Below are 13,739 nucleotides of genomic sequence, written 5' to 3'. Positions count from 1 at the left end.
TACGGATCTCACCTGACGTGACGTACTGGACCTGAGACCGGTGAATCCGCCCACGTTCAAGCGTCATAACATTGCCGGTACCGAAAAACCGTGGCAAGAGCGTCACCACGTGGCAAAAGCGCCCCTCATTTTCAGCGACTATCGCGGCCTCGTTCAGCTCAAGCTGGAGACGGCCGAGGACCTCGCGCAGATCCACGCGCTCCCGGCGGCACGCTGGTCCTCGACGAGCGTCCCGATCGACCAGCTCCTCTGCGACGAGGCGCTGCTCCGGTACGTCGACATCGACGGGAACGGGCGCGTTCGCGTGCAGGAGCTGCTCGCCGCGCACGATTGGCTGCGCGCCCGCCTCCGGAACACGAGCCGCATCGCCGAGCGGACCGATACCGTTCACATCGACGACCTCGACCCCTCGCAGCCCGACGCGGCGCGCCTCCGCGCACTCGCGAAAAAACGCATCAAGGCGAGCGGCCAGGCCGCAGGGCCGGGCGCGACGCTCTCGCTCGCCGACATTCGCGCGTTTCGCGACGGATATGCTCGAAAATCCCCGAACGGGGATGGAATCGTGGCGCCCACGCAGATCGAGGACCCGGCCCTCGCGCGCCTCGCGTCGCTGATCGTCGAGGCGACGGGCGGCGTGATGGATCTCTCGGGCGACATGGGCGTGAGCGTGGCGAAGCTCGACGCGTTCCTCGCGCTCGGCCACGCGGAGCTCGCGTGGGAAGCGACAGGCACGCTCCGCGCAGGCGCGGAGACGAGCCTCGTGCTGCCGTTCGGCGAAGCGACCGCGGCGGCGTTCGAAGTCGTGGATGGGCTCGCGGGCAAGCTCGATCAATTCTTCGCGCAATGTGATCTGCTGGGACAAGGCCCGGTCGCGGAGGAGCGGCTCGCCGTCAAGCCGGAGCGGCTCGCGGCGCTCGACGTGAACGATCCCGCGGCCATCCGTGGCTATCTGCGCGAGGCCGCGCTCGGGCCGCCGGACCGCTCGGGTATCCTCGACCTCGAAGCGGGGGTCAATCCGCTCTTCGCGGACGAGGCGCGGCGGCTCTCGGTCGAGGTCTTGCCGCGCGCGCTCGGCGAGCCGGGGCCCGTGCGGAGGCTCGATCGCAAGGGCTGGGAGCGGGTCCGCGCGCTCTTCGAGCCGTACCGGGCGTGGCAATCGAAAAAACCCGCGCCTTTGCCGGGTGGGCTCGCGGGCGCGGAGCTCCGCGCCTTGCTCGAAGGGCCCTTGCCCGCGGCGCTGCGCGCGCTCGTGAACGAAGATGCGAAGGCCTCGGCCGAGCTCGTGGGGCTCTCCGATCTGGAAAAGCTCGCGCTCCTGCAGCGGTGGATCCTGGATCTCGCGAACAACATGGTGAGCTTTCCGGCGCTCTTTTCCGCCGGGGAGCGGTGCCTGTTCGAGGTCGGCACGCTCGTCCTCGACGGCCGTGAGATCAACCTCTGCGTGCGCGTCCTCGACAAGGCCGAGCACCGGCCGATCGCGGAGACGAGCAACATCTTCGTCGCGTACGTCGACCTGACGCGCAAAGAGGGCGACGAACGGAAGACGATGCACGTCGCCGCCGGCGTGACCTCGGGCTCGCGCCGCGGCATCTCCGTGGGCAAGCGCGGCGTGTTTTACGATCGTGAAGGCAAGGAATGGGACGCGAAGGTCACGGACGTGATCGTCAAGCCGATCTCCATTCAAGAAGCCGCGCTCACGCCCTTCGTGAAGCTGCGCGACTTCGTCGGCGACAAGATGGCGAAGCTCTTCGGCACCAAGCTCGACGCCATGGAGAAGAGCGTCTCCGATCGCGTCGACACGCATCTCGCGCCGCCGAAGAGCCCGCCCGCGGCCCCGCCGGCCCCGCCGCCCCCGCCGCCGATCGCGCCCGCCGCGCCGCCCCTCGTGGCACCGGGGACGCAAGGATCGATCGTGGGCGGCGGCATCGCATTCGCGGCCGTCGGCTCGGCCGCGGCGTTCGCGCTGCAGACGCTTTCGAATACGAACCCGCTGAATGCCCTGCTCGCCGTGGCGGGCGTCGCGCTCGGAGTGATGACGGTCTCGGGTTTTCTCGGCTGGCTCAAGCTCCGCAAGCGTGACGTCTCCGCGCTGCTCGAAGCGTCGGGCTGGGCGTTCAACGTCCGCATTTACCTCCGGCGGAATCTGAGCCTCCGCTTCACGCGCGTGCCGCCGTTGCCGCGGGGCAGCGTACGCGAGCTCCGCGTCCTGCCCGTCTTCGTCTCCGGCGAGGACCGGGCGCCCGTGGGCCGCATCGTGCTCGCGCTCGCCCTCCTTGTACTCGGTCTTTCGCTCGCGTGGCATTACCGCATGGTGATCGTGGCATGGTTTCGCCATTTCTTCCCGATCTGAAGCTCTTCGCTGCGTAGTCCTTTACGCCATCGCGGAGGAGCCATATCGATCGCCTGCTCGGGGCTTGACAGTCGTTCGCATTCGCGATTTCCTCTCGATGCTGGCGCGCGAGCGCCGGCATTTCTTAACGAGGGGAACTGCGACATGAAGGCACTTGCGAAGTACGCTGGCATTGCGCTGTCCGTGGGCATCGTCGGCTGCGGCGGCGGCGACGGTGGTGGGGGGGACACGATCGATCAAACGCTGCTCGCGCAATACCGCGCGGCCGTCCCCAGCGAGACGCAGATCATGGCTTCGTCGCCGAAGGCCCAAAGCGGCGCGAAGGTCGGCGATCCGGCGATTTATCCGGTCGGATCGGCGGACATCGCGCTCGGGATCAACGGCTCGGTCGGATACATCATCGAATCGCTCGAGTTCATCGTGAGCATCGAGCCCACGGTATACAACAGCGACACGAAGGAGTTCTTCTGGGGCCCGTACATGGCCCAGGATGGGTTCGGGACGATCGCCGCGTACATCAAAGACGCGGGCGAGGGGGAGGAGTTCCGCTACCATTACGCGATCCTGCGCGGCAAGGACAACGACGTCGCGGGCCTCGTGCCGGTCATCTGGGGCGGGGCGAACCCGGATCCCGACACGAAGGAGCACGGCTCGGGCATCACGCTCTTCGATTTCGAGGCGAATCACGCGTTCGAGACGGCGAACAACCCGAACGGCGCGAACATGCCGATGGACCGCGGCCGCTTCGTGGCCGTGTACGGCAAGGACACGACGGACACGGGGGACCTGACGCTCGTCTTCGCGGCCCTGCGCGGCTTCGTCTCCAAGGACAAACCCGACGCGCAGCCCGCGGATCTCGATTACCTGTACGGTCGCCTCGACGACGGCACGAACAAGGTCGATTTCATCGACTGGAAGAGCGCATTCGACGTGCACGAGGATCCCGCGAAGACCAAGCCCGAGGACGTCGGCGTGCGCCTCGCGTTCGTGAACGAGGGCCAGGGCCGCGCCGAGGCGCAGGCCTCGGGCGGCGATCTCACCTCGGGCCAGGTCGCGGACGCGATCGAGTGCTGGGACAACGCGCTCGCGCAGAGTTATCTGTCGTTCAAGACCTCGACGAACGGCATGGAGGACGGCGCAGTCTCGGACGGCGACCTCGCGAGCTGCGGCCTGTTCCAGGCATCCTTGTCCGAGCTCGGCGTGCCCGCCCTCGCGGATGTGCCCGCGGAGTACAAGGCAGCGCTCGATCAGCTTGCGAAGAACGGCGTGCCGCAGGATTGATCCGGCGTAAAACCCGAGAACGAGCGAAGGGGGCTCGGCATACGCCGGGCCCCTTTTTCATGTCAGCTCTTCGCGGCGGCGATCACGGTCGAGGCGTGCTCCTTCGGATCCACCTCGAGCCACACGTGCTTGATCTTCCCATCTTTCCCGATCAGGAACGATTGCCGCGCGGCGAACGAGAGCCGCGTCGGCACGCGGAACGCCTTGGTCACGGCGCCGTCCGTGTCCACGACGAGCGGGAACGGCAGCTTGTGTTTCTCGATGAACGCCTTGTGGCTCTCGGCGTCCTGCGTCGAGACGCCATACACCTCGAGGCCGGCGGCCTGGATATCGGCCCAGCCGTCGCGCAGGCCCTGCGCCTCGATGGTGCACCCCGGCGTGTCGTCCTTCGGATAGAAATACACGAGGACCTGCTTGCCCTGGAGGCTCGACAGCTTGACCTCTTTGCCGTCCGTGAGCTTCAGCGTCACGTCGGGCGCGGCATCTCCCGGTTCGAGCGGCTTGGACTCGTTTTCGGCGTGAGGGTTTGCCGGATCGGCCTTCGTCGACGCGGGCTTGTCATCCTTGCAGGCCGCGAGACCGAGCGCGGCGATCACGAGGAGCGGGAGGAGGCGGGGCGATCCGTTCATGGCCCGCAGGATGGCAAAGTCACGCGGGCGCCGCAAGGCCGCTGTTCCGGCCTTCGGCTCAAGGCTTCTTGCGCGGCTTCGGCTTCGGAGGCGGCAGCGTGGTGAGCGGGCGGGTCGTCGGCATGTAGCCGCCGAACTGCTTGTCGAACCGCCACAGGATCTCGATCGCCCGCGGCGTCTCCTCGTCCGCATACTCGCGGGGCACGCCGCGCATGCCGAACCAATCGAATTTGTCCGAATGGATCTCGTAGACCTTTTCCCAGCGGCCGACCCCCGTCTCCCCGTTGAACGGATACAGAACGGTGCCATTCTCGTCCACCGCGAGGACCGACCATCCTGCCTGGGTGCCCGCGGCGTCGAGCGTGTCCGTCTGCGAATAACTGAAGATGTGGATCTGCTTGTTTCGTTCGACGATACCCATCGGCTCTTCTCCGATGTCCGCGACGTCGATGAGATCCACGAACGCGCCCCCCTTGAAGATTGCGACGGAGGGTAAAACGGCGGACGCATGGCCGATCTCGACATCGCCGAGCTTTCGCTCGAACACGTAAAGAGCGTGCTCCGAGGTCACGACGGAGGAGGTGTCCTTGCCTGGGTGGCGGACCGTCTCGAAGTGGCCTGGGTCTGCGGGGGAATACGAGAGGCCGAACGGCCTTCGCTCGGCGAGGTTCTGCCGGTAGACCGCTGCGCGGAGAGCGGCGTGCGGCTCGAACTCCACGGGCTCGGGCGCGGCGACGTCGATCCATTTTGCGGTGTCGATCTTCGGGGGCGCGGACGTCGTCGCGGCGATGGCCTGGACCCGCGCCCCGGCAATCGGCGCGACCGACGCGCGGGGATACGCCGCGACGGGGATCCGTGCCTCGATGGTCATTCCACGCGGTGTGAATGCCATGGATGTGACGGAGTTCGGGACCGGGACGAGCGCGCCACCCTCGTTCACCTGGAAAAGGCCCTTCTTGTCGAGCCGGAACATCCGCTCGAATCGCGCCTCGTGCGCCTCGGCGCCGGACGAGGGAGCGGGCGTCGAGGGAGGAAACCCAAAGGCGAGCCAGATCCCGTCTTTCGAGAGCTCGGCGAGCTCCGCCGCGACGAACGCGCCATCCTTCGTGAGCGCGAACGCGAGGTGCGAGGGCGCCTCGCGTGGATTCGGATCAGCGGGAGACGGTTTCCCCACGGGCGGGGACGGCAGGAGCGAGCCCCATTCGGCGATGTCGCCGTCGATCGAAGGGTTCGCAGGGACGTTGAACGGATCCCTCACGCTGACGAGCGGCGAGGGCTCGCGGGGCGCGGGCGCCTGCACGACCGCGGGCGGCTCGGGCGACGGCGCGGGTTTTCCGCTGTTCTGTGCGACCGGCGCGGAGGCACATGAGGCTGACAGCGCGGCAAGCGAGGTGGCGAGCGCAACGCACCGGGTCATGACTTCAGCGTCTACCATACCCGTCCGCGCTCGGGGCTGCGGATCGCCTTCGGCGTCCTACCCCTTGACGTCTTCGCCATCGTGGTCTCCCCTCCGCGCAGGAACCGGAGGATCGACGTTGAAGATCACGTGCATCGGCGGCGGACCCAGCGGCCTCTACCTCGCCATCCTGGCCAAGAAGCGCGATCCTTCGCGCGAAGTCGTGGTGCTCGAGCGCAACCGGCCGGACGACACCTTCGGCTTCGGCGTGGTCTTCTCCGACGCGACGCTCGACAACCTGGAGGGCGTCGACAGGCCGGTCTACGACGCGATCCGGAGGAGCCTCGCGCACTGGGACGACATCCACACGTTCTATCGCGGCGAGCGGCTCGTCTCGACCGGGCACGGCTTCAGCGGCCTGTCCCGCCAGCGCCTGCTCACCATCCTGCAGGCCCGCGCCGAGGAGCTCGGCGTCGTGCTCCGGTTCGAGCACGAGGCCACGGACTTCGAGGCGATCCGGCGCGCGAGTGATCTCGTGGTCGCGGCGGACGGCGTGAACAGCGCGGTGCGGAGCCTCTACAAGCCGCACTTCGGCACGCGCATCGACGGCCGGCCGAACCGCTTCGTCTGGCTCGGCACGACGTTCCCGTTCGACGCGTTCACGTTCTACTTCGACGAAAACGAACACGGCCTCTTCCGGGTGCACGCCTATCGTTACGAGCCCGAACGATCGACGTTCATCGTGGAGTGCCGCGAGGAGACGTGGCGCCGCGCCGGGCTCGATCGGGCGACCGAGGACGAGACGCTCGCATACTGCGAGAAGCTCTTCGCGCCGCGCCTCGCGGGGCACCGGCTGCTCAAGAACAAGAGCGTCTGGCGGAGTTTTCCCACGATCTACAACGAGCGGTTCTCCTGGGAGAACGTGGTGCTCGTGGGGGACGCCGTGCATACGGCGCATTTCTCCATCGGCTCCGGGACGAAGCTCGCGCTGGAGGACGCGATCAGCCTGGCGGACGCGCTCGACGCGCACCCGCGCCTCCAGGACGCGCTCGCCGCGTACGAGGCGGATCGGCGGCCGAAGGTGGAGACGCTCCAGCGCGCCGCGCAGGTGAGCCTCGAGTGGTTCGAGAACACCGAGCGATACATGGATCTCGAGCCGCTGCAGTTCAATTTCAGCATGCTGACGCGGAGCCTGCGCGTGACGCACGAGAACCTGAAGGTGCGGGATCCGGCGCTCGTGCGCGAAGTCGACGCGTGGGTCGCGGCGAAGGCGCAGGCGCAATCGGGCGTGCGGATCGAGAGCAAGGAGCCGCCGCCGCCGATGTTCACGCCGTACCGGCTGGGCAAGCTGCTCCTCGACAATCGCGTGGTCGTCTCGCCGATGTGCCAGTACTCGGCGGAGGACGGCGAGCCGAACGATTGGCACCTCGTGCACCTCGGCAGCCGCGCGGTCGGCGGCGCGGGGCTCGTGATCGCCGAGATGACGGACGTGAGCGCCGAAGGTCGGATCACGCCTGGATGCACCGGCCTCTATCGACCGGGTCACGCGCCCGCGTGGCGGCGAGTCACCGAATTCGTGCACCAGTTCTCCACGGCGAAGATCGGCGTGCAGATCGCCCACGCCGGCCGCAAAGGATCGACGAAGCGAATGTGGGAGGGCATCGATCAGCCGCTCGAATCGGGCGGATGGCCCCTCATCGCCGCGTCCGCGATCCCGTACCTGCCGCACAGCCCCGTGCCACGCGCGATGGATCGCGACGACATGGACCGCGTGAAGGCCGATTTCGTGACAGCGACGAAGCTTGCCGACGAGGCGGGCTTCGACCTCGTCGAGGTGCACATGGCCCACGGGTATCTGCTCGCGAGCTTCCTCTCGCCGATCACGAACCGGCGGACCGACGAATACGGCGGACCGATCGAGAATCGACTGCGGTTCCCGCTGGAGGTCTTCGACGCGGTGCGGGCGGCGTGGCCGAAGGACAAACCGACGAGCGTGCGTATCTCGGCGACGGACTGGGCGCCGGGCGGGATCACGCCGGAGGACGTGATCGAGCTCGCCGTGGCGCTGAAGGAGCACGGGGTCGACATCGTGGATGTATCGGCAGGGCAAACCGATCCGTCTGCGAGGCCGGTGTACGGGCGGCTCTTCCAGACGCCGTTCAGCGAGCTTGTGCGGCTCGAAGCGAAGGTGCCGACGATGACCGTCGGCAACATCCAGAGTTATGCCGACGTGAACAGCATCATCGCCGCGGGGAGGGCGGATCTCTGCGTGCTGGCGCGGGCGCACCTGTTCGATCCCTACTGGACGCGGCACGCGGCGGCGGAGCAGGGATACGTGATGCGGTGGCCGAACCAGTACGTGTCGGTGGAGCGGTACGTGCCTCGAATGAAGTAGGCGCTATCCCCGGCGGCGCACGAGCGCGAAATAACTCGGGAGCGCCTCGATTTCATCGGGCGTTCGCAGCGGCAGCGTGTACATGACCGTGGGGCCGCTCTCCAGGATCTCCCATGCGGCGCCGGGGAAGTATTCGCGCACCTCGGCGTCGCCGAAGCGGGACGGCGGCCTCACGCCGGCGGCGACGACCCTGCGCACCGGCTCGGGCATGTACGTCGGGGTCGCGCCCTGCAGCACCATGTGATCGAGCGGATCGCCGTCGATGCTGCTCTCCGAGAGATAAAGCACGCCCCGCGCGCCGAGCACGCCGCGCATGTTCTCGATCGCGACGGCGCGGCGCTTCGGATCGTGGACGTGCAGGACGCCGCGCATGAAGACATTGGCCTCGCCGAGCTCGTCCACGAGCCATCGGAGCGCGTACGGGACGCTGACGTCGGCGACGTGGAAGGAGAGATTCTCCATCCCGGCGGACTCCTCGCGCGCCTTCTCGATAGCGTGGCTCGACACATCGAGACCGACGACCCTGGAATAATGCGCGGCGAGGAGCCGCGAAAACCTCCCATTGCCGCAGCCGATGTCGATCACGGGCAGCTCGGGCGCGAAATGCGAGGTGACGCGATTCAGGATCTCCTCGATTTCACGGGGATCCTCCGTGTCCCAAAGCACCTCCCCTTGGTTCCCCGTGCGCCGGATGCCGCTCCAGAAGCGGTCCCACGCCTTCGCCGGGTCGCGCGGGGCGCGCGCGGCGTACGAGAGGAGCTGCGGGAGGAGGAGGTATTTTTTCCAGGACATGGCGAGAACGACGACAGGGCTAGCGGGAAGCGTCGGCTATTCGTCGCTCGCGCTGCGAAACCGCTGGACCACGTAATCCACGAAGGCGCGCACCTTGGTCGGCATGTGCCTCTGGTACGGGTGCACCACGAAGACGTTCGTCTCGCCAAGCGCGTGCTCCGGCAAGACACGGCGCAGCCGGTCCGCCTCGATATCGGCCGCGACGTACGACAAGGGCAGCCGCGCGACGCCGATACCGTCGAGCGCCGCCTGGCGCAAGACGGCGATGTTGTCGGTGATGAGCGTCCCGGTGACGGGCACGACCTGCGTGCGGCGGCCGGGGCATCGAAAGGACCATTCGCGCCGGACCGGCGAGAGACGCAGGCAATTGTGGTGCACGAGATCCCGCGGGGAGACCGGGGTCCCGCGACGCTCGAGGTAAGCGGACGACGCGCAGACGATCATCCGCACCGAGCCGATCCGGCGCGCCACGAGCGCCGAGTCTTCGAGGGTGTCGGCGACACGAATGGCCACGTCGTACCCCTCCGCGACGATGTCGACGCGGTGCTCCGAGAGCGAGAGCTCGATCACGAGCCGCGGATATCGCTCGTGCAGCTCGCGCAGGATGCTCGGAAACTGCAGGATTCCGGTCCCCACCGGTACGGTGACGCGCACGAGGCCCTCGGGCTCCGCCGAGGCGCTCTCCAGCACGCCCTGCGCCTCGTCCGCCGCGGAGACGAGCCGCGCGCAGGTCTCGTAGAGCCGCGCGCCCTCCTCCGTGAGCGAGAGGCGCCGCGTGGTGCGATGCAAGAGCCTGACGCCGAGCCGCTCTTCGAGCCCCGAGATCCGCGCGCTCACGACCGACTTGGAGAGGCCGAGGAGCGCCGCCGCGCCCGTGAACGACCGCGCCTCCACGACCCGCGCGAAGACCGCCATGGAGACCACATCGTCGAGCGCCGCCGTCATCGATTGTTCGCCCTGGCGAACAGTGTTACCCGAGCCGCCCCCCTAATCAAGCGTCCGTTCAGGGCGCATGGTACCGCCTCGAAACAACCCCGAAGGGACGATCCGACCATGCGCACGATTCGATTTGTCGTTCTCGCCGCCGCCGTGCCCGCTCTGCTCTCGCTCGCGGCCTGCGAGGATCCGGCCAAGGACAAGCCCAAGGCGACGGTGGCCCCGGCCTCGTCGGCGCAGGCGGACGCCAAGCCCGCGAACGCCGCGGCGGTCCAGGAGACGCTCGCCGTCGACGCCGCGGGCTCGACGGTCGGGTTCATCGGCTCGAAGGTCACCGGCAAGCACGAAGGCAAGTTCGAGAAAATGGCCGGCAAGATCACGCTCGCGGACGGCAAGGCCGAGGGCGGCAAGATCTCGTTCGAGGTGGAGACGGCGTCGGTCAAGACGGACGCGGAAGACCTCGACAAGCACCTGAAGAACGCCGATTTCTTCGACGTCGAGAAGTTTCCCAAGTCGACGTTCACGTCGACGGAGATCAAGGCCGGCGGCACGAACGGCGCGACGCACACGGTCACGGGCGATCTCGATCTCCACGGCGTGAAGAAGTCGATCACGTTCCCCGTGACGATCACGATCACGCCGGACGCCGCCACGGGCACCGCGGAGTTCTCCATCAACCGGAAGGACTTCAACATCACGATCGCGGGCAAGCCGGACGACCTCATCCGCGACGACGTGCTGCTCAAGCTCACGCTGAAGGCGCCGCGCAAGAAGGGCTGAAAGGCCCGCACCGCCGAGCCGCACCGTTGTCTTCGGCCGGCGCCCGAGACGTGGTTCGTCGTTCGACGAATCGACGCCGACGGACGTCGATGAACGTCTCCGTCGAGTACCCGCTTAATCGTCATTTCGTGAGGATCACGAAGGAAGGCGTCGCGAAGGAAGCGGCGTGACGGTGCCTTGCGTCGTCATGGCGAGTTGCGCGCGGCGACGTTCGACGCTGCGGCGGGGGAACGAGGGTGACGGGCATCGTTGCGGCGCCGGACAACGACGCGGGATGGCGCAGGCGGCGCGTGTGTGCGCTGCGAGGTGGTCCGGGAGGCGTGGGACGACGATGCCGGGCGGGCGCGCGGCGGGGCGCGAGGATGGGAGGTGGGACTTGTTGGTCGGATGGAACATGGGCCGTTGGCCTTCCGCGCGCGATCGCGGCGTAGGGTGACCCACGACGGGGCTCAGTCACTCATTCTTTTTCCTGTTCCATGGCGCACCCACGCGGTCTCTCCATGCGCACCCCCCCAGTGGCAAGTCGGCAAGCGAGGCAATGGTCGGGTCTGCGTCAACAATCGACCGAAGGCTCACCACCGCTGCTTCTGCCTCGGGTGCCGGGCCATTCGACGCGTGGAATTGCCATGCTCCGTCGTCCTCGTCGTGGCTGACATACGCTGTCCACGCCTCTCCGGACAATATCCTCTTGCTCGTGAAGACCGCGACGTTGGGAGGATCTGCAAAAGGCCATTTCATGGGTCAGTCTTGCTCCCTTGCTCCTCACTTATGGGATCGTATTGGCCATGTTCGTAGTGTCGAACGACGCCCGCAGTTGGCCACGAATGGTCAAGCCAACGCGTGTCTCACCTCGGTCCCACTCGATCACGATATCCGAAGCCGCGAAATTGGGCTCGCCGGATACGACATGAATGGCATCGAGGACTCGTGCCTCGCCGGCGGCCCCCGTGGCGTACAGGTAGAAGTAGCCCGTCTCCCCGTCGTACTCGAACACGCCCGCGAGATCGCCTGCGGATCGAACGCAGCTCTCGAAGATCTCTTCCGTTGCCATGATGCTCTCCTACGGATGGTTTTTCTTGTAGTTTTCTCCTAGTCGGTGCTCTGTTCTGCTCATGGGGCGCACCCCTCCTTCGGGTGTCCTGTCGACGTGGTGCAGCTCCATGGGTTTACCGTCTGTGCCGGTGGGAGCACGACCATTACGCATCTTTTCGAGGTTTTCAGGGCTATACTTGCCGGGGTTGTTCTTCGCCTCTGCTTTCCAAAACGCCTCGCGTTGCGCCTTGAATGCATTTCGATCGATCTGGGAGGCAGGCCGCGTCGTCGTCTTGACCGTCGTGGTCTTCGCGCCCCCGCCTGCCGAAGGTGCCTTCCCTCCGCTTGACAACGACTGCCCGTTGTGCGTCCCGGCGGGCTTGTTCTTGTCCTTCTGAAAGTTCTTGTGCCTGGCATGGCAAACGCCCTGGAGGCACTCGTAGGCTCGGTCGAGCCGAGCCATCTCCTCCGGGGTTTGCCTCCCGTCCTCATACACCCATACTTCACCCGGAGGCACCTGACTCGGATCGGCTGGCGCGGGCGGCTCGACCTCGCGGGGGCTCTCCGCGACGACGGGCTCCGTGCGGGCCCGGTGGACGAGGACCCTCGTGCAGGTCCGCGCGCCCGAGCCGCTGCGCCTTCGCGTCTGGCCTGGCTCTGCGTATGCCGTGCACCGGTACGCCTCGACGCGCCTCTCCACCGCGGACGTTTCGCGCGGAATCGGCTGCGGTAGCGGCTTCTGCGGCTCGGCCTTCGCGGCCTCCTCGGGCTCGGTCTTCTCCTTTGCGTCGACCTTCGCCGCGGCGACGCTGGGCTTCGGTGGCGGGGTCCTCGCCGGGCATTCGAGCTTGTTGTACGGAATCGGCAAGAGCCGCGCGCTCGCTGAAGGCGACTCAACATCGAACACAAAAACGGGGCTGCCTTCGCGCCTCGCGAGATCCACCTCCCGGACCCCGAAGAAGGGCGCGCCGTCGGCGGTGACCCCCCAGATTCGCTTGTCTTTCGGCACGTTCGGCGGGCGCACGCAGACGTGGATGACGTTCGGCGCCTCGAAGATCCGAGCCATGGTGGGATCGCGCGAGGAGGCGCATCCGGACGAGAGCAAAACGAAACACAGGATGGCGAACGCGGTGACGAGGCAATGCCAAAGGCGAGCCCAAAGAGTCGACCGTTGCATGGACATCTCCTGTCCCCTCGGAAATGGTCCAACCCTCACCCCCATCAGCGGGGCGGCCATCCGAGCAACGGCAGACATCTTTACAGGCGAACGCGTGTCATGTACCGTCCCTTACGGAGGAGATGGGGCGATGTCTGAACCGAGTTATGCGCACGTTCCGGAGGAGGGGTTTCAAAGCTTCGCGCTGGAGCTGTCGCAGGGCGCGTGGGCGCTCATCGATACGACGGACTACGAGGGCGGCGGCCAAGCCGCACCCAAACCCTTGTGCGACGCTCCCTTGCAGGTCATCTGGAAGCTGCGCGTCGCGTGGGCGCTCGCCGAGCTCGGCTCGGCCCGCGGCGGAGCGGACACGGCGAAAGACTCCGATGGCGCGTGGGATGGGACGCAGAAGAAGCTCGGCGGCCTCCTCCTCGCGGCGAGCCACGACAAGGATCCCGAGAAACGCGCGGCCGCGGCACGTCTGCAAAAGGCCTTCTTGCTCGGCGCAGGCACCGGACAGACGAAGCTCCGATATCAACAGGAGGTCGATTACGGTCGTACGCAGGTGCAGCTCGCCAAGGAAGCTCCGCACGCCGTGGACATTCATTTGCTCGGGCTCGAACAGGTGATCACCGAAATCGAGGAGACGACGGACGCGCTGGCCGACGCGATCGGACACGGGCAGGGCAAGGGGCGACGGCCGAGCGAGAGGCGGCGCGCAGCGCTCGGGGCCTGCTCGACCACCTTCGCCGCCGTGGCGGATTCAATCGCTTGGGTGCTTCGCCATGGGGCCCCCGGCGATCAGCCGCGGGCGAACGCGCTCTTGGAATCCCTCCACGCGCTCGCGAGGCGCTACCCGGCCCCCTCGCCCGAAGGCCAAGCGACGTCGACGGCGCCGTGACCCCTTGCGACAGCGCGCATCGCGCGCTGTCGACCCCGGGTCCAGCGCTTGCGCTGGTCCGGGTCCAGGGGCGGATAGCCCCTGGTCGGGT

At 67.2% G+C, this 13,739-nt stretch carries 11 protein-coding genes; 5 read left to right on the top strand and 6 right to left on the bottom strand.

The genetic code is table 11. From position 1 onward, the window contains the following. Positions 1-109 precede the first annotated feature (109 nt). Positions 110-2,350, top strand: a complete 2,241-nt coding sequence (locus tag QHF83_RS06035; protein WP_282416810.1) for a hypothetical protein — start codon at positions 110-112, stop codon at positions 2,348-2,350. A 144-nt stretch (positions 2,351-2,494) separates the two neighbouring features. Continuing rightward, positions 2,495-3,631 carry a hypothetical protein gene (locus QHF83_RS06030; protein ID WP_282416809.1) on the top strand — a complete coding sequence of 379 codons (1,137 nt, stop codon included), beginning with the start codon at positions 2,495-2,497 and terminating at the stop codon, positions 3,629-3,631. 62 nt (positions 3,632-3,693) lie between these two features. Here QHF83_RS06030 and QHF83_RS06025 read toward each other — a convergent pair whose 3' ends face one another. Together QHF83_RS06025 and QHF83_RS06020 are read right to left on the bottom strand one after the other, a co-directional pair. After that, the gene (locus QHF83_RS06025; protein WP_282416808.1) at positions 3,694-4,260 is read right to left on the bottom strand and encodes a redoxin domain-containing protein; all 567 of its coding nucleotides are present in this window, start codon (positions 4,258-4,260) and stop codon (positions 3,694-3,696) included. Positions 4,261-4,318: 58 nt separating this feature from the next. After that, positions 4,319-5,677 (bottom strand): hypothetical protein, encoded by a 1,359-nt coding sequence (locus tag QHF83_RS06020; protein WP_282416807.1) that lies wholly within the window; start codon positions 5,675-5,677, stop codon positions 4,319-4,321. A 118-nt stretch (positions 5,678-5,795) separates the two neighbouring features. On the opposite strand from QHF83_RS06020, the gene QHF83_RS06015 reads away from it, so the two are divergent. Then, positions 5,796-8,051 (top strand): bifunctional salicylyl-CoA 5-hydroxylase/oxidoreductase, encoded by a 2,256-nt coding sequence (locus QHF83_RS06015; protein ID WP_282416806.1) that lies wholly within the window; start codon positions 5,796-5,798, stop codon positions 8,049-8,051. A gap of 3 nt (positions 8,052-8,054) precedes the next feature. Here QHF83_RS06015 and QHF83_RS06010 read toward each other — a convergent pair whose 3' ends face one another. Next, positions 8,055-8,843, bottom strand: coding sequence for a class I SAM-dependent methyltransferase (locus QHF83_RS06010; protein WP_282416805.1), 789 nt, complete (start codon positions 8,841-8,843; stop codon positions 8,055-8,057). 36 nt (positions 8,844-8,879) lie between these two features. Next, positions 8,880-9,788 carry a LysR family transcriptional regulator gene (locus QHF83_RS06005; RefSeq protein WP_282416804.1) on the bottom strand — a complete coding sequence of 303 codons (909 nt, stop codon included), beginning with the start codon at positions 9,786-9,788 and terminating at the stop codon, positions 8,880-8,882. A gap of 108 nt (positions 9,789-9,896) precedes the next feature. Between QHF83_RS06005 and QHF83_RS06000 the strand changes: the two genes are divergently transcribed. Further along, positions 9,897-10,559, top strand: coding sequence for a YceI family protein (locus tag QHF83_RS06000; protein ID WP_282416803.1), 663 nt, complete (start codon positions 9,897-9,899; stop codon positions 10,557-10,559). A 766-nt stretch (positions 10,560-11,325) separates the two neighbouring features. On the opposite strand, the gene QHF83_RS05995 is transcribed toward QHF83_RS06000, so the two are convergent. Then, on the bottom strand, positions 11,326-11,610 hold the full coding sequence (locus QHF83_RS05995; RefSeq protein ID WP_282416802.1) for a DUF2251 domain-containing protein: 285 nt from the start codon (positions 11,608-11,610) through the stop codon (positions 11,326-11,328). 9 nt (positions 11,611-11,619) lie between these two features. After that, positions 11,620-12,657, bottom strand: a complete 1,038-nt coding sequence (locus tag QHF83_RS05990) for an HNH/ENDO VII family nuclease (RefSeq protein ID WP_282416801.1) — start codon at positions 12,655-12,657, stop codon at positions 11,620-11,622. A 241-nt stretch (positions 12,658-12,898) separates the two neighbouring features. Between QHF83_RS05990 and QHF83_RS05985 the strand changes: the two genes are divergently transcribed. Then, positions 12,899-13,648, top strand: a complete 750-nt coding sequence (locus QHF83_RS05985) for a hypothetical protein (protein ID WP_282416800.1) — start codon at positions 12,899-12,901, stop codon at positions 13,646-13,648. Positions 13,649-13,739 lie beyond the last annotated feature (91 nt).

The sequence above is a fragment of the Polyangium sp. 15x6 genome, from assembly GCF_029960785.1.
Taxonomy (GTDB): domain Bacteria; phylum Myxococcota_A; class Polyangia; order Polyangiales; family Polyangiaceae; genus Polyangium.
The sequence above is the reverse complement of the archived record's forward strand: the minus strand, read 5'-3'. Positions and strand labels throughout refer to the sequence as shown.